The organism is Flavobacterium sp. N502540 (assembly GCF_025947365.1).
Classification (GTDB): Bacteria; Bacteroidota; Bacteroidia; order Flavobacteriales; family Flavobacteriaceae; genus Flavobacterium.
Map to the genome: position 1 here is coordinate 1962726 of NZ_CP110012.1, position 18106 is coordinate 1980831.

11 protein-coding genes are annotated in these 18106 nt (G+C 37.4%); 4 read left to right on the forward strand and 7 right to left on the reverse strand.

The features are described from left to right. Nucleotides 1-102 precede the first annotated feature (102 nt). Entirely contained in the window at nucleotides 103-453 is a 351-nt protein-coding gene (locus OLM58_RS08680) for an RNA recognition motif domain-containing protein (protein WP_017494671.1), read from the forward strand. A 109-nt stretch (nucleotides 454-562) separates the two neighbouring features. Here OLM58_RS08680 and leuB read toward each other — a convergent pair whose 3' ends face one another. The 4 genes from leuB to leuC form a co-directional block, all read right to left on the reverse strand. Continuing rightward, nucleotides 563-1624, reverse strand: coding sequence for a 3-isopropylmalate dehydrogenase (gene leuB, locus OLM58_RS08685; RefSeq protein WP_264531972.1), 1062 nt, complete (start codon nucleotides 1622-1624; stop codon nucleotides 563-565). 118 nt (nucleotides 1625-1742) lie between these two features. Then, nucleotides 1743-3263, reverse strand: coding sequence for an alpha-isopropylmalate synthase regulatory domain-containing protein (locus OLM58_RS08690; protein ID WP_264531973.1), 1521 nt, complete (start codon nucleotides 3261-3263; stop codon nucleotides 1743-1745). A gap of 122 nt (nucleotides 3264-3385) precedes the next feature. Next, nucleotides 3386-3982, reverse strand: a complete 597-nt coding sequence (leuD, locus tag OLM58_RS08695) for a 3-isopropylmalate dehydratase small subunit (protein WP_264531974.1) — start codon at nucleotides 3980-3982, stop codon at nucleotides 3386-3388. A 159-nt stretch (nucleotides 3983-4141) separates the two neighbouring features. Then, complete coding sequence (leuC, locus tag OLM58_RS08700) at nucleotides 4142-5536, reverse strand: 3-isopropylmalate dehydratase large subunit (protein WP_264531975.1); 1395 nt, start codon at nucleotides 5534-5536, stop codon at nucleotides 4142-4144. 604 nt (nucleotides 5537-6140) lie between these two features. Here leuC and OLM58_RS08705 point away from each other — a divergent pair. Then, the gene (locus OLM58_RS08705; RefSeq protein WP_264531976.1) at nucleotides 6141-6560 is read left to right on the forward strand and encodes a YkgB family protein; all 420 of its coding nucleotides are present in this window, start codon (nucleotides 6141-6143) and stop codon (nucleotides 6558-6560) included. A gap of 119 nt (nucleotides 6561-6679) precedes the next feature. Here the strand turns inward: OLM58_RS08705 and OLM58_RS08710 are convergent, their stop codons facing one another. After that, nucleotides 6680-8056, reverse strand: coding sequence for a PKD domain-containing protein (locus OLM58_RS08710; protein WP_264531977.1), 1377 nt, complete (start codon nucleotides 8054-8056; stop codon nucleotides 6680-6682). Between the two features lie 237 nt (nucleotides 8057-8293). On the opposite strand from OLM58_RS08710, the gene dnaE reads away from it, so the two are divergent. After that, the gene (dnaE, locus tag OLM58_RS08715; RefSeq protein WP_264531978.1) at nucleotides 8294-12823 is read left to right on the forward strand and encodes a DNA polymerase III subunit alpha; all 4530 of its coding nucleotides are present in this window, start codon (nucleotides 8294-8296) and stop codon (nucleotides 12821-12823) included. Nucleotides 12824-13000: 177 nt separating this feature from the next. After that, complete coding sequence (locus tag OLM58_RS08720) at nucleotides 13001-13969, forward strand: outer membrane beta-barrel protein (RefSeq protein ID WP_264531979.1); 969 nt, start codon at nucleotides 13001-13003, stop codon at nucleotides 13967-13969. 257 nt (nucleotides 13970-14226) lie between these two features. On the opposite strand, the gene OLM58_RS08725 is transcribed toward OLM58_RS08720, so the two are convergent. Continuing rightward, nucleotides 14227-15219, reverse strand: coding sequence for a Gfo/Idh/MocA family protein (locus OLM58_RS08725; protein WP_264531980.1), 993 nt, complete (start codon nucleotides 15217-15219; stop codon nucleotides 14227-14229). A gap of 689 nt (nucleotides 15220-15908) precedes the next feature. Continuing rightward, on the reverse strand, nucleotides 15909-18017 hold the full coding sequence (locus OLM58_RS08730) for a prolyl oligopeptidase family serine peptidase (RefSeq protein ID WP_264531981.1): 2109 nt from the start codon (nucleotides 18015-18017) through the stop codon (nucleotides 15909-15911). Nucleotides 18018-18106 lie beyond the last annotated feature (89 nt).

The window sequence follows — 18106 nt, forward strand, 5'->3', positions numbered from 1 at the left end:
TATCTATTTTTTTAAATCAAAATAAAAACATAAATAAACTAATATATAGTAGATTACAGAAAAATAAAGTTACATTTGCTACATTATTATAAATAAGTACATATGAACATTTTTGTTGGAAGCCTTCCATTCAGTATTGAGGAAGCAGATTTAAGAGAGTCTTTCGAGGCTTACGGAGCAGTAGATTCAGTTAAAATTATTACTGATAAATTTACTGGAAGAAGCAAAGGATTTGGTTTCGTTGAGATGCCAAATGACAGCGAGGCTCAAAAAGCAATTGATGAATTGAACGGAGCTACTGTTCAAGGTCGTACAATTGTGGTTAATAAATCTGAACCAAAACCTGAAGGTGAAAGAAGAAGCTTCAATAACAACCGTGGAGGTGATTCTCGCGGAGGTTACGGAAACAACCGTGGTGGAAATGACCGTGGTGGTAACAGAGGAGGATATTAATATTTTTTTCTAAATATATAAAAGGGATCAACTTGCGTTGATCCCTTTTTTTTTGTTTCAGGTTTCAAGTTTCATGTTCCAAAAGCCTGAAACCTGAAACTAAAATAAACTATAAGTTAGCGACAAGCCAGTCTCCAACTTCACTGGTTTTATAAGCTTTAGTGCCTTTTGGAGCCAGATCCTCGGTAACAATTCCCTGTTCTAAGGATTGGTTTACCACTGCTCTAATTGCTTCGGCTTCGCCTTTTAATCCAAAAGCATCTTCAAACATCATGGCAGCTGATAAAATAGTAGCCAGCGGATTTGCGATATTCAATCCTGTAGCCTGTGGGTAAGATCCATGAATTGGTTCGTAAAGAGAAGTGTGTTCTCCAACAGAAGCAGATGGCATTAATCCCATCGAGCCTGAGATTACAGAAGCTTCATCAGTTAAAATATCTCCAAATAAATTCTCGGTAATCAGAACGTCGTAAGAATTAGGCCATTGAACCAATCTCATGGCAACGGCATCCACAAACTCGTAAGATACAGTAACTTCCGGATAGTCTTTTTCCATAGCTTGTACCGTTTCTCTCCATAAACGCGAAGTCTCCAGAACGTTCGCCTTGTCAACACAGCATAATTTTTTGCTGCGGGTCATTGCCAATTCAAAGCCTTTTTTTGCCAGTCGCTGTACTTCAGCTCTGGTGTAAACACAATTGTCGAATGCTGTGTCGCCATTATCTTTTCTTCCTTTTTCCCCAAAGTAAATCCCTCCTGTCAATTCTCTTAAAAAAACCAGATCAGTACCTTCAATTCTTTCTCTTTTTAAAGGAGAGTTGTCAATTAAGGATGGAAAAGTGAAGGTCGGACGTACATTCGCAAACAATCCTAATTTTTTACGCATGAGTAATAAACCCTGTTCCGGACGTACCGGTGCACTTGGATCATTATCATATTTTGGATGACCGATTGCTCCAAATAAAACAGCATCGGCTTTCATGCATATTTCGTGAGTTTCATCAGGATAAGGAACTCCAACAGCGTCAATTGCGCATGCTCCGGTTAAAGCTGGTGTCCATGTTATTTCGTGATTGAATTTTTTTGCAATAGCATCAGATACTTTTACCGCTTCGTTTATTACCTCAGGGCCAATTCCGTCTCCTGCTAAAAGGGCTATGTTTAATTTCATTCTATGTGTGTTATTTAAGGTTCAGAGGCTCAGAGAGGCAAAGGTTCAGAGGTATTGGGGTGGAAACTCTATTTTTTAGTCTTTGTACCTTTGCCTCTCTGAACCTTTGTCTTTTATGTTAAGTAACTATATTAAGCATTTTTTGAGTTGCAATAATCGCAGCAACAGTTTGGTCAGAATCTAATCCTCTTGTTTTAAATTCTTTTCCGTTGTTGACCCAGGTGATGATGGTTTCGCACAAGGCATCAGAGCTGCTTCCGGGAGGGATTCTTACGGCATAGTCAATTAATTTGGGAAGTGTTAGTTTTTTGCTTTTATAAATTTTGGATAAAGCATTCATAAAAGCATCAAACTGACCGTCACCCTGCGCATTTTCTTCGATAACTTCATCGCCGAATTTTAGGCATAAAGTCGTTGACGGGCGCATTCCTTTTGAGTGAACTAATATATAGGATTCAATTTTTATTCTTTCTTCGTAAGTATGGCTGTCCAGAACATCAGAAATGATGTACGGGAGATCTTCCTTGGTTACCGTCTCTTTTTTGTCTCCCAATTCGATGATTCTTTGTGTGACCAATTTCAAATCTTCCGGATTCAATTTTAAACCTAATTCCTGAAGATTCTTTTCAATATTGGCTTTTCCTGAAGTTTTCCCCAAAGCATATTTTCGTTTTCTTCCAAAGCGTTCCGGAAGCAAATCATTAAAATACAGATTGTTTTTATTGTCCCCGTCGGCATGAATTCCGGCAGTTTGTGTAAAAACATTGTCTCCAACAATTGGTTTGTTGGCAGGAATTCTGTAACCGGTAAAAGTTTCTACCAGTTTACTCACGGTGTACAAAGAAGTTTCCTTAATGTTGATGCTCACTTCAGGCAGGTAATCGTTTATTACGGCTACGGTACTTTCGAGTGGTGCATTTCCGGCACGTTCTCCCATTCCGTTTACGGTCACATGAAGTCCATTGATACCGGCTTTTATAGCTTCCATAACATTGGCAACGCTTAAGTCGTAGTCGTTATGAGCGTGGAAATCGAAATGAATTTTAGGATATCGGGCTCTGATTTTCGAGATAAACTCAAAAGTCAGCGACGGAATTAACACGCCTAAAGTATCCGGAAGTAAAATTCGTTTAACGGGCTGAGTGGATAGAAAATCCAGAAATTGAAAAACATAGTCAGGAGAATTTCGCATTCCGTTGCTCCAGTCTTCCAGATAAACATTGGTTTCAATATCATTCTCCTGGGCTAAACTGATGATGTGTGCGATTTCAGAAAAGTGCTGTTCAGGTGTTTTTTTTAATTGATGAGTGAGGTGATTTAGGGAGCCTTTGGTTAATAAATTCTGAACTCTTGCACCAGCTTTTTTCATCCATTCTATCGAAACACCACCGTCTACAAAGGCAAGAACTTCAATACGATTAATGTATTCTTTTTCGGTTGCCCAGGTAGTGATGCCTTTTACGGCCTGAAATTCTCCTTCACTTACACGTGCAGAAGCAATTTCGATTCGGTCAATATTTAATTCCTCCAACAGTAATTGTGCAATGGTCAGTTTTTCTGCAGCAGAAAATGAGACTCCCGAGGTTTGTTCGCCATCACGGAGTGTCGTATCCATTATTTCAATTTTTCTTTTTTTCATATTGATTTTCCAAATTCCTTTATACAAATAGATTGTTGTTGTGTTGTCTGGTTTTGTTTAAGTTATAAGACCCGACAGATTAAAAAAAAACTGTCGGGTCTCATAGGACTGAAACTGATTTTTTAATAAGGAAGTTTGTCGGCAAAAGCCACAATGTCTTCTTTGATATTTTGTAAATAATCAATGTCATCAAAGCCATTAATCATGTTGTTTTTTTTGTATCCGTTAATAGCAAATGATTCTTGCTGGCCTGTTGCCAATAAAGTAATCGTTTGATTCGGTAAATTGATTTCCAATTCTGTTTTAGGGTCAGCTTCGATGGCTTTAAAAATGGTTTCGGCAAATTCAGGGCTTACCTGAACTGGAAGAACTCCGATGTTCAGACAATTTCCTTTGAAAATGTCAGCAAAGAAACTTGAAACTACAGCTCTGAAACCGTAATCGTAAACCGCCCAGGCAGCATGTTCTCTCGAAGATCCTGAGCCGAAGTTTTTTCCTCCAACGAGAATTTTTCCACTATAAGTTGAATCGTTTAAAACGAAATCAGTTTTTGGAGTGTCATCTCCGTTATATCTCCAGTCTCTAAACAGATTGTCTCCAAAACCTTCACGTTTAGTTGCTTTCAGAAAACGAGCCGGAATGATTTGATCGGTGTCTACGTTTTCAATTGGCAGCGGCACTGCACTGCTGGTAAGTATATTAAATTTATCGTATGCCATTTTTGTTTTTGCTTTAGGCTGTTTTTCTGCTTTAGGCTATAAGTTGTATGCTTTAAGCTTTTTGCACAGCGTTTGTTTTTTTATTTGCTTCAGGCAGTAAGCCTTTTTTAATAATCTGATTATAGCTTAAAGTCTATTGCTTAAAGCTTACAGCAAGAATTAAAATAATTCTCTTGGGTCTGTTAGTTTTCCGGTAACAGCAGCTGCAGCAGCCATAATCGGACTTGCTAATAATGTTCTGGAACCGGGTCCTTGACGGCCTTCAAAATTTCTGTTGGAGGTACTTACCGCATATTTTCCGGCAGGAACTTTGTCGTCGTTCATCGCTAAGCAGGCAGAGCATCCCGGCTGACGTAATACGAAACCGGCATCCGTAAGAATATCTAAAATACCTTCTTCTTTAATTTGAGCTTCAACAACATGAGAGCCGGGAACTAGCCAAGCCGTTACATTGTCCGCTTTTTTTCTTCCTTTAACAATTTCGGCAAAAGCCCTGAAATCTTCAATACGTCCATTGGTACAGCTTCCTAAGAAAACATAGTCAATTGGCTTTCCAATCATTACATCGTCTTCTTTAAAGCCCATGTAGGCAAGAGATTTTTTATAAGTTTCCTCACCGCCTTCAACCTGGTTGGCGTTCGGGATATGTTTTGAGATACCAATTCCCATTCCCGGGTTAGTACCATAAGTAATCATTGGTTCGATATCGGAAGCGTTGATGTTCAATTCGGCATCAAAAACAGCATCAGGATCCGTTTTTAGGGTTTTCCAATAGGCAACCGCTTTTTCCCATGCTTCTCCTTTTGGCGTGAATAATCTTCCTTCAAGGAAATCAAAAGTAGTCTGATCCGGAGCGATCATCCCGCCTCGGGCACCCATTTCAATACTTAGGTTGCAAACCGTCATACGGCCCTCCATGGTCATATTTTCGAAAACATCTCCGGCATATTCAACAAAATAACCGGTTCCGCCCGAAGTAGTTAATTGAGCAATGATGTAAAGTGCAACGTCTTTTGGGCCAACTCCTTTGCTTAACTGACCGTTTACGTTGATACGCATTTTCTTTGGTTTTGGCTGCATGATACATTGCGTAGAAAGAACCATCTCAACCTCGGAAGTTCCGATACCAAAAGCAATGGCTCCAAAAGCACCATGTGTAGACGTGTGTGAATCACCGCAAACAATAGTAGCACCAGGCAAAGTAATTCCGTTTTCAGGACCTACTACGTGTACAATTCCATTTTTAATGTGCCCTAGTCCCCAGTGCGAAATTCCATATTCATTGGCATTGTCCTCAAGAGCTTTCAGCTGATTAGCAGATAAGGCATCTTGTACTGGCAGGTGTTGGTTAATAGTCGGAGTATTGTGGTCTGCAGTTGCAAAAGTACGCTCCGGATATAGAACGGAAACGCCTCTGGCTTTTAATCCTAGAAAAGCAACGGGACTTGTAACTTCGTGAATAAAATGGCGGTCAATAAAAAACACATCTGGTCCATCTTCAATTTTACGCACTACATGTGAATCCCATACTTTGTCAAATAATGTCTTACTCATTGTTTTGTTTTTTTAATTGTAATTTCTATAACCACAGCAATTTCTGCTTATATATAATAGGAAAGCAAAATTAAAAAAAGCTAAAAAGTGGTCAATTTCAATATTTCATTATATACGATACCCAAACTAAAAATACGAATTGCGATTGGCTTTTGAAAAATCTGTTTTTGGCCGAAAAAAGAATAGCAGATAAGTATTGTTTTTCTTCTCAAAGTTAATTTCCAGAGAACAGCTTTGAAATTTGTTGATTGATGGATTTGCTTTAAAATCGCTATAAAATACAGGTTTTAGGTTTGAAAAATGTAACAAAATCAGTAAAAAAGATATTTTTTGTTGATTTTGAATTTCTTTTTAGGTTTCTGGAATCTCAGATAAAAACACTTTTTAAGCGTACTTTGACACCTTGAGGAGGAATGTGTATTTGTGTTTTTTTAATGGAAATAATACGACATCCAAGAAGCGTATTTTTTTCTTTTTTAGAATGAAATTAAATGAAGAAGCAGAGGATTGCTTGTGGAAAAATTAACGGATAATGACGGGTATCCGACATTTGCTTTTAAAAGCTAGTGCTAATTTTGAACATTCTAATTTTAAAAATAATGTTATGAATTTAAATGAATTTGCTTACAAACTGGGAGTTTTGGGAACTGTAATTATTTTGCTTTGGGTAGGATTTTTTAAGTTTACAGCAGTGGAAGCCGGAGCTATAAAAGAATTGGTCGAAAATCATTTTGCCATGGGCTGGATGTACAAAGTAATGTCGGTTCAGCAGGTTTCAAATCTTATTGGAATTTTTGAAGTGTTAACAGGGATTGGTTTACTGGCTTCTTTGTTTTTAAGGAGAATTGGTTTTTATGCGGGCTTTGCATCAGCGGTTATATTTGTGACAACATTGAGTTTTCTGGTGACCACTCCGGGTGTTTTTAAAATGGTTGAAGGATTTCCTGTAACCGATTTTTTTATTTTAAAAGACATTCCGTATTTAGCAATTTCGCTGATGGTTTTTGTGAATGGAAAAGAATAAAAATAGTAACGGGTGTGGATAAAACCTGCGTTATTTAGGATGCCTTTCTTATAAAGAAAAAAGAAAGAGGAAATCTCATTGTTTTGAGACTTCCTCTTTTATTTTTTAATTCATGAAGTTTATAGTTTGTGGTAAGTAAGGTTGGAATCTATGGCTCCAAGTCTCACTTTGTAAAGAGAGTAATTCTGATAAAGGTCCGGCCTCGCAATTGCAAAATAAATTACATTTCCTTTTTTGACAAAATCAGAATGATTTGTTCCTTCGGATGAAATAGATTTTGTTACGTTTCCTAGGTTGTCATATTTTTCTATTTTTCGGGCACTGGAAACAATAAAACCATTATCAACTCCTATAAGTCCCTGTAAGTTTCCGCTGCCATTAAATCTAATTAATTTAAGCTCTTCCCCTTGAGGTGTTGTAACTCTTAGTTCATTGTGGCTGTATAGGGCTAAATTTCCATTTGTAAGGTTTATTACTTTAAAGAAGCCATTTAGGTTATTCCACTCTTTTAAGGAAGTATTTAAGCTGCCTGTCTCGTATGTTTTTTGATTGGTTATCTCGAGATTTTCATTAAGAAATAGTATTATGGGTTTGTAATTCATAAACGCATCTGTCGTTGATGGGTCATATTTACCTCCAAAAGCAACGTATGTATTTCCTGTTTTAATTAAATGCCCGATAAATGCATTTTTAAGTGTGTTTTCGTAAGTTTTTCGACTTATAACCTGACCGGTATTATTTCTAATTTCGATGGAAGGATTTTCGTTATAAGATCCATAAAAATAATATTGGTTATTATTTTGAATTGAACCATAAGTGATTTGGCCTGAGCTGCCGGATTGAACGAATTCCCAATTGGAGTTTAATTCTACTTCTCGGCCTCCTATATAATTAAGAGACTCAACCATTGTCACAATTTTATTTCCGTTGTTTAGAAAAGTAGTGTATGAATGTCCTGAATTAGCAAACTTTTGAGCAACCATTTTCGTGGTAAAAGTTTTGGTTGTTTCATCATATGCTACATGTCGGTATAATTGGGGAGATGATGTTAATATGGTTCTGTAGCCTTCAGTATAGAATACTTTATTTTCGTAAACACCTATTTCTATAGGGAATACATCAGAGTCGTTGTTAGTTGTAATTGGATTTTGAGTTGGAAAAGAATATAGATCATTCACTGTAACTCCAATTGTATTGGTGGTGCTAAGTCCATTCGCATCTTTAACAACTAATGAAACACTATATTTTCCGGGTTTAGAATAATAGAATGTAGGTTCTTTCTCGGTAGAGGTAATATCGTTTCCAAAATTAAAAGTATAGGATACAATTTCTGCACCTGCTGTGGCGGTATTGGTTACTTTAATTTCATCCCCAACATTAACTACTGTTGCTGATAGAGTAAAGGAAGCAATGGGTTTGACTGTATCGGAATTGTCGCTGCTGCAGGAATTAAGAAGATTTAAAAGGATAAATGAAATAAGTAAAATTTTTCTCATAAAATTAAATGCGTTTTTGATTAGATTTTAAAGCTCAAAGGTATCTTTTTTATAAGAAAATGAGTCGTTTTTTTCTAAGAATGATATTCATGATTCTTTATTTTTTCAAGCGGAAAAAAAGCGTAAATTTGAACTTCCACCATTTTTATTTTTTGAATTTTTATCGGTCACTAAATCAGTAATTTATGATCTGTTAATTTTCGAAATTTAGAATTTTAAATTTGTCTTTTTATACCTATGTACTTAATATTCGATACCGAAACCACCGGATTACCAAAACGATGGGATGCTCCGATAACCGATTCTGACAACTGGCCTCGCTGTATTCAGATCGCATGGCAGCTGCATGACGAAATGGGACAGCTCATAGAGCATCAGGATTATCTGGTTAAACCCGATGGATTTAATATTCCGTACGACGCTGAACGTATTCACGGAATTTCGACAGAATTGGCCGATGCCGATGGAATCACTCTGGCCGAAGTTTTGGAGAAATTCAATATTGCTTTAAGTAAAACCAAGTTTATCGTTGGTCAGAATTTAGGTTTCGATGTTAATATTATGGGAGCAGAATTCCATAGAATGGGAGTAGACTCTCCTATGGGGTCGATGCCTGTTTTGGATACTTGTACTGAGGTGACTGCTTCATTATTACAGCTTCCGGGAGGACGTGGAGGTAAATTTAAATTGCCAACCTTAACGGAGTTACATAGTTACCTTTTCAACAAGCCTTTTGCAGAAGCGCACAACGCAACTGCCGACGTTGAGGCAACTACGCGTTGTTTTCTGGAGTTAATCAGAAGAGAGGTTTTTACGAAAGAAGAGCTGGATGTTCCAAAGGATTATTTTAAAGAATTCCAAAATAGAAATCCACAGGAATTTCCGTTAATCGGATTAAAACACATTAACTTAAAAGCTGCTTCCGACAAAATCAGAGAGCAGTTAAAGGCTTTAGAATCTAATGACGAACGAACTACAATTTCAGAGTCAGACAGAGAAGATTTTAAAGTAGCAAAATATGCGCATTTGCACAATCATACACAGTTTTCGGTACTGCAATCTACTATAGGGGTTGGAAATATCGTTGCGGCTACCGCTAAAAACGGAATGCCGGCTGTTGCCATGACCGATACCGGGAATATGATGGGGGCTTTTCACTTTGTGAGCGCCGTTATGAACCACAATAAAGGGGCATCTGCCAAAAATAAAGCCCTGGTCGAAGCAGGGGAAGAACCTACAGAGACAGAGATAAAACCAATTGTAGGCTGCGAATTTAATGTTTGCGAGAATCACCTGGATAAAAGCAAAAAAGACAATGGAAACCAGATTGTATTATTAGCCAAAAATAAAAACGGTTATCACAACCTGGCCAAAATGTCGTCGATCGCTTTTACAAACGGATTTTATTATGTTCCGAGGATTGACCGTGGTATTATTGAAAAATACAAAGAAGACATCATGGTCTTGTCCGGAAATTTATACGGAGAGATTCCAAGTAAAATTCTGAACATTGGTGAAACTCAGGCCGAAGAAGCTCTAATTTGGTGGAAAGAACAATTTGGAGACGATTTTTATCTGGAAGTGATGCGTCACAATCAGGAAGATGAAAACCGTGTGAATAAAACCCTGATTGAATTTTCTAAGAAACATGATGTTAAATTAATTGCGACCAATAATACCTACTATTTAAATAAAGAAGACGCCAACGCACACGACATTTTGCTGTGTGTAAAAGATGGTGAGAAACAAGCCACACCTATTGGTCGCGGCCGTGGATATCGTTACGGATTACCTAATCAGGAATATTACTATAAGTCAGGTGAGGAGATGAAAAAACTCTTCGCGGATTTGCCTGATGCCATTATTAACATTCAGGAAATTGTAGACAAAGTTGAAGGATATTCGCTTTATCGCGATGTATTGCTTCCTAAATTTGATATTCCCGACGAGTTTGTCGTTGTCGAAGATGAGGCTGATGGCGGGGTTAGAGGAGAAAATAAATATTTGCGTCATCTTACCATGGTGGGAGCAAAAAAACGATATGGCGAAATTACAGAGTCGATTCAGGAGCGTTTGGATTTTGAGCTGTTGACCATTTCGAATTCAGGATATCCGGGGTACTTTTTGATCGTTCAGGATTTCATCGCCGAAGCCAGAAATATGGACGTTTCGGTAGGTCCCGGTCGTGGATCTGCAGCCGGTTCTGCGGTAGCGTATTGCTTAGGAATTACGAATATCGACCCGATTAAGTACGATTTACTTTTTGAGCGTTTTCTTAATCCTGACCGTGTATCGATGCCCGATATTGATATTGACTTTGATGATGAGGGGCGTGGACGTGTTATGGATTATGTAATTAATAAGTACGGTCAGAATCAGGTAGCGCAAATTATTACGTACGGTAAAATGGCAACCAAATCTGCGATTCGTGATACGGCTCGTGTACTGGATTTACCGTTGTTTGAAGCCGATAGAATTGCAAAACTGATTCCGGCAATGATGCCATCCAAATGGAATTTAGCGCGTTTTATTTCAGAAAGTGAGGATGAGGTTAAAAAAGCACTTCGTTCTGATGAATATGATAATGTAAAAGAGCTGATTTCGATTGCCAATGAAGATGATTTGGCAGGAGAAACCATTCAGCAGGCAAAGATTCTCGAAGGATCAATGCGAAATACCGGAATTCATGCCTGTGGTGTAATCATTACGCCATCGGATATTACGAATTTCGTTCCCGTTACCACCGCAAAAGATTCTGATTTGTATGTGACCCAGTTTGATAACTCGGTAGCAGAAAGTGCAGGATTACTAAAGATGGACTTTTTGGGTCTGAAGACCCTTACACTTATAAAAGATACCGTTAAACTGGTAAAATACAGAAACGGAATTGATCTGGATCCGGATACATTTCCGATTGATGATGTCGAGACTTATGCACTTTTCCAAAGAGGTGAAACGGTTGGAATCTTCCAATATGAGTCACCCGGAATGCAGAAATACATGAAGGATCTGAAGCCTACGGTTTTTGGAGATTTAATTGCAATGAACGCCCTGTACCGTCCGGGACCTTTGGAGTATATTCCATCTTTCGTTCGAAGAAAAAACGGAGAAGAGGAAATCAAATACGACTTAGATGCCTGTGAAGAATATTTGGGAGAAACCTACGGAATTACAGTTTACCAGGAGCAGGTAATGCTTTTGTCGCAATTGCTGGCTGACTTTACAAAAGGTGAAGCCGACGTTTTGCGTAAGGCGATGGGTAAGAAACAAAAGGACGTACTGGACAAAATGAAGCCTAAATTCGTGGAACAGGCCGCGAAAAAAGGGCATGATGCAAAAGTTCTGGAGAAAATCTGGAAAGACTGGGAAGCCTTTGCGAGTTACGCCTTCAACAAATCACACTCGACTTGTTATGCCTGGATTGCTTATCAAACAGCCTACCTAAAAGCACATTATCCGGCAGAATATATGGCGGCGGTTCTTTCAAACAACATGAACGATATCAAACAAGTATCGTTTTTTATGGAAGAATGTAAACGAATGGGCTTGCAGGTTTTAGGACCAGATGTGAACGAATCTTTTTATAAATTCACTGTAAACGATGAGTATGCAGTTCGTTTTGGAATGGGAGCGATTAAAGGAGTGGGTTCAGGAGCTGTTGCAACTATCGTAGAAAACAGAAAAGACGGAAGATATAAATCGATTTTTGATTTGGCAAAACGTATTGATTTGCGTGCCGCTAATAAAAAAGCAATCGAAAACCTGGCGTTGGCGGGTGGTTTCGATTCCTTTGAAGGAACAACAAGAGCACAGTATTTTCATGATGATGGTGACGGAATTACGTTTTATGAAAAAGCGATGCGTTACGGATCTAAGTTTCAGGAAAACGAAAACTCCTCACAAGTAAGTTTGTTTGGAGAAGCGAGTGAAGTACAGATTGCTGAACCTGTCGTGCCTCCTTGTGAAGACTGGAGTACCATGGAAAAACTGGCGAAGGAAAAAGAAGTTGTCGGAATCTATATTTCAGGACATCCATTGGACGATTTCAGATTTGAGATGAAATACTTCTGCAATAACAAATTGGAATCCTTGAAAAGTATGAACGAGTTTGTGGGTAAAAATCTGAATTTTGCCGGAATCATAAACAATGTTCAGCACCGTGTGGCTAAAAATGGAAAAGGCTGGGCAGTTTTTAACTTAGAGGGGTATGACGAAAGTTATGAGTTCAAGATTTTTGGGGAAGAGTATTTAAAATTCCGCCATTTCTTAATTCAGAATAATTTTGCTTTCATCAAAATATTAATAAAAGACGGTTGGGTAAATCATGACACCGGTAAGAAATCAGATCCAAGAATGCAATTTGTTGAAATAAGACAATTGCAGGACATTTTGGAAGCTTTTGCCAAAAAGCTGATTTTACTGTTAAACATAAAAGACCTGCAGACAGATTTTATCCACAGGTTAAGTCATTTGTTTAGCGAGAATAAAGGCGACAATTCAGTGACTTTTGAGATCATGGAATTGGAAAAAGTAAAGAGATTGGTTGAGGTCGAAACGCCAAAAGATTTTGAAGAAACTACTTTTGAAGAAGAAAATGACAGGGAAGATGATGGAATGGAAGAAACAAAGATTCAGGAAGTGAATGAAGTTGAGGAGATTAAGGTTGTAAACAAATTAACGATGCCAAGCCGCAGGTTAAAAGTAAAAATCTCAACAGAGCTATTGATAGAATTGGAAAAAATGCAGGTGAATTTTAAGTTAAATTAGATTTTAACAGTTAAAATTTAAAAGAATGCATTTTTTTTAAGTTAAAATTATGCATGCATAATAGTTTTTTAGTAATATTGCTCAAAATTACAACGATTTCGTTCCAAGTCTAACAACGCAAACCAGAAGATTATGTTAAAATAATCTATGTTTGTAAAAATTAATTAAATCAAAATTATGAAAAAGAACCTATTTTTATTAGGGTTATTAGTTTGCTCTATGGCCACAATGGCGCAAACAGAAAAAGCAGATAAACCGGAAAGCTGGTATTTTAAATTGGGTGCATCTTACTTCAATCAAACTGCTTCTACAGAATTTCCTGTCGTTGGAGGTCAATTGCCAAACAGAGATGTTTATGCAGGTACTTTAGCAAATAATAAATTGGCATCTAGAGAAAGTGTTACTGGGTCTTTTGGACAAGGTTTCAGAAGTGGAATTACTGCAGGTTATAGATTCTCAGCACGTTTAGGAGTTGAGATGTCAGCTAACTACTATGTAAGTAATGAAAAAACCATGTCACAAACGACTAACAGACTTATTTCATATAATCCAGCTACTAGTCCGGCAGCTACTTATGTAAGTTTTACAGCGAATGGAGAAATTAAAGCTTTTGATTTAGCACCAGCAATCGTGATGTTTTTAGGAGAAGCTCATGGTTTTGAGCCATATACCAAAGTAGGAGTTATTGTTCCTATTCATGGTACATTGGATATTAAAACGGATAGACAATATAATACTTTTGTAGGAGCAAATCAAGTTGCCTCAACAAATGCTTTCTCAAAAGATGTAGTTAAGCCAAATCCAACAATCGGATTTATGGCATCTTTAGGTACCTCTTATAAATTAGGGAAACATATTTCTGCTTTCGCAGAATTGGAATACCGTAACTTTACAGTACACGGAAAGACTAAAGAAACTACAATATATACTGAAAATGGTGTAGATAAATTAAATGAAACAACTGCTTTCAGAACTGCTTCATATTCTGCAACTCATACTAAATATGTAGATCGTTTAGACGGAAACTCTAATAATAAGGAGTATAATCCGTCAGGATACGATTCTTCTAAACCAATGAACGAATTAAGTTCTTATGTTGGAATTTCAGGTTTAGGATTGACTTTAGGTCTTAAATACAGCTTATAATTTTATATAGTTTTAGTTTTTAGAAAAAGAGGATATTCATTTCGAATATCCTCTTTTTTTGTGCCCTGTCATTTCGACTGAAAGGAGAAATCGCACAAACAATTCCGCAAAGAAACTACGCGTTGAAAGTCGCCAATCTTAGTCGATCTGCTAATTTGATTTGCTTCGCCTGTTCGCTATCGCTCGAGCCTCTTTTTAGTCGAAATGACAAGATTGTGGTTAAGGCTAATGATAGCAGAGAAAAAACTGCCAGTCCTTTATTTTGAATTTCTAAACTCCTTCAATACTTCATCAATCACCCAGGTTGTTCTGGCAGCAGAGGTTCCTTTTGATGGTGAGAAACCGTCTTTGCCTAAAATTTCAGCAACAACCGTTTCAACAAGTGGTAATTGAATGTGAAGTGGATTTTCGATCGTGATGCTTTCTTTTTCACCGTTTGTATATTGAATATGAATAGGATCATTCCCGAAAGTAGAGAACGAAATTTTCCCTTTATCGCCTACAATATCGGTATTGTCGTAACGTTCAAAACTGGCAAAATTCCATAAACCGGTTCCGTGGATTCCATTTTCGAACAAAAATGACATCGAAACCGAATCTTCTGCCGGATAAGCTTTGAGCTGTGAACTCGCATGTCCGCGGACTGATTTAATCGGACCAAATACAAAATCAAGAAAATCTAAGGTATGACAAGCCAAATCGACAAATATTCCGCCACCGGAAATGTGTGGTAAAACCGTCCATGGTAAATTGATTTCGTCGTCGTAGCGTTTCTCAAACGGATGGTATAAAACACAATTTACATGTCTGACAGTTCCTATTTTACCTTGTTCTATTAATTCTTTGATTTTTAGGAATCTTGGAAGACTTCTTCTGTAATAGGCAACAAACAGCGGAACGTTGTGTTCTTTGCAAACGCTGATCATTTCGTTGCATTCTTCAAAATTTAAAGCCATTGGTTTCTCTACGTAGACAGGTTTCCCGGCCTTGGCACATAAAATAGTGTATTCTTTATGAGAAGATGGAGGTGTAGCAATATAAACGGCATCAACTTCAGGATCATTAATTAAATCGATGGCGTTGGAGTACCATTTAGGAACATTATGACGTTTAGCGTAATCTTCGGCAAGAGCTGCATCTCTGCGCATAACAGCAACTAAAGCTGAATTTGAAGTTTTCTGGAAAGCAGGACCGCTTTTAACTTCCGTTACATTTCCGCAACCTATAATTCCCCATTTTACAATTTTCATTTTTTTGATTTTAGTTTCTCAAATTTAAAAAGTTTACCATGAATTCACGAATTATTTTCAAGGGGATTCCGCAGATTTAATTTTACCGCAAAGCACGCAAAGTTTTTGTATTAGCCGGGTTTGGTAAAAAGATAAAGTTCGCAAAGCTGGTTCAACACAACGCTTTGCGCACTTTGCATCTTCTGAATATACTTTTGTATAAAAAATATTTGCGTGCTTTGCGGTAAATTCTCAAGCCCAAACAAAACGTTCTTGTGAAATTCAGAGCAAAAAAAAGCCACGAATTCACGAATTATTTTCACGGGGATTCCGCAGATTTAATTTTACTGCAAAGTATGCAAAGTTTTTGTATCGGCCGGGTTTTGTAAAAACATAAAGTTCGCAAAGCTGGTTCAACACAACGCTTTGCGCACTTTGCATCTTCTGAATATACTTTTGTATAAAAAATCTTCGCGTGCTTTGCGGTAAATTCTCAAGCTCAAACAAAACGTTCTTGCGAAATTCAGAGTAAAAAAAGCCACAAATTCACGAATTATTTTTCATGCAGATTTATAAAAGTTAGCCACAGATTAATATGGTTCTCACAGATTAAAAATCATATTAATCTTTTTAATCTGTGGCAAAAAAATAAAGCCACGAACTCACAGAATAATTCGTGAATTCGTGGCTAAAAAATTTAGCTTAAAGGTTTACTTTTTGGGTAAAGCTTTAATTCCCATATTGTAAAGTGTAAACGCCTGAACATCTACATTTTCCTGAATAGTTGCGGCAACAGATTTTCCTGCACCGTGACCTGCTTTTACATCAATACGAATTAATACCGGATTTTCACCTGTTTGTTTCTCTTGCAGTTCAGCAGCAAATTTAAAACTGTGTGCAGGAACCACACGGTCATCATGATCACCGGTAGTTACCATAGTTGCAGGGTACTGAACACCTTTTTTTACGTTTTGTACTGGTGAGTATCCTTTTAGGTATTCAAACATTTCTTTGTTATCCTGTGCTGTTCCGTAATCGTAAGCCCAACCTGCACCGGCAGTAAAAGTATGGTAACGTAACATGTCCATTACACCAACAGCCGGTAAAGCAACTTTCATTAAATCAGGACGCTGTGTCATAGTCGCTCCCACTAATAAACCTCCGTTAGAACCTCCGCGAATAGCAAGGAAGTCTGAAGAAGTATATTTTTGTGCAATTAAATATTCGCCAGCCGCAATAAAATCGTCAAATACATTTTGTTTTTGCAATTTAGTTCCGGCATCGTGCCATTTTTTACCGTATTCACCACCACCTCTTAAATTGGCAACAGCATAAACGCCTCCGTTTTCTAACCAAACGGCATTTGCAATACTGAAACTAGGAGTTAAGCTAACGTTGAATCCGCCGTATCCATAAAGAATAGTTGGGTTTTTACCGTCTAATTTTAATCCTTTTTTATAAGTGATGATCATCGGAATTTTTGTTCCGTCTTTTGAGGTGTAGAACACTTGTTTTGATTCGTAATCTTCGCTTTTAAAATCAACTTTTGGTTTTTGATAGATTTCAGATTTACCTGATTTTGGTTCAAATGAATAGATTGTTCCGGGAGTCGTATAATTGGTAAAGCTGTAATATAATGTTTTGTCCTCTTTTTTGGCTCCAAATCCACCGGCACTACCTACTGCAGGAAGTTTGATTTCACGGATTAGTTTTCCATTGTAATCGTATTGTTGTATAAATGAAACTGCATCTTTGGTATAATTGGCAAAGAAGAATCCACCACCAGTTGTAGGGGATAGGATGTCCTTAGTTTCTTTGATAAAATCTTTCCAGTTTTCCGGTTTTGGATTGCTGATATCAACAGTAACTACACGTGAGTTTGGTGCATTTAAGTCTGTATCTATAAATAATTTAGTTCCTTCATTCTCGATAACCTGATTGCTGCTGTTGAAATTGTCTACAATCGTTACAATCGGACTATTAGGTTTCGTTAAATCTTTGATGAACAATTCATTTCCGTAAGTAGAATTGGCGGCAGTAATCACCAGGTATTTGTCATCTTCAGTAACATAACCTCCTACATATCGGCGTTTTTGATCGGCTCCATAGATAACTTTGTCTTCTTTTTGAGAAGTTCCCAATTTGTGGAAATACAGTTTATGCTGATCGGTTTTTGCAGATAGTTCACTTCCTTTTGGTTTGTCGTAACTAGAGTAATAAAAACCGTTGTTACCATGCCATGAAACCCCGCTGAATTTTACATCAACGATGGTGTCTTCCAGAACTTTTTTAGTGATAGCATCAATAATGATTACTTTTCTCCAGTCGCTTCCTCCTTCAGAAATAGCATAAGCTGCTTTTGATCCGTCTTTCGAGAAGTTTAATCCTCCAAGAGAAGTGGTACCGTCTTTCGAAAAAGTATTCGGATCTAAGAAAACCTCTTCTTTACCGTCTTTTCCTTTTCTATAAACTACAGATTGATTCTGAAGTCCATTGTTTTTAGAATAGTAAGTAAATTTTCCTTCTACAAATGGAGCACTGATCTTTTCATAGTTCCATAGTTTTTCCATGCGCTTTTTTAGTTCATTGCGGAATGGAATTTTGTCTAAATAACCATAAGTTACCTCATTTTGAGCCTTTACCCAGGCTCCAGTTTCAGCCGACTTATCGTCTTCAAGCCAACGATACGGGTCGTTTACTTTAGTGTCAAAATACACATCAACCGTTTCGCCTTTTTTAGTTTGGGGATACTGAATTTTGCCTTGCCCGAACGAAATTCCTGCAGTTGTGATTGCCATTAGAAGAAATGTTTTTTTCATAATTTTTGTTTAACGATTGTAGCAAAAATAGCATTTTTGTTGTGAAATAATAATGATAAAAAGTTAAACCATATAAGGCATACAAGCTT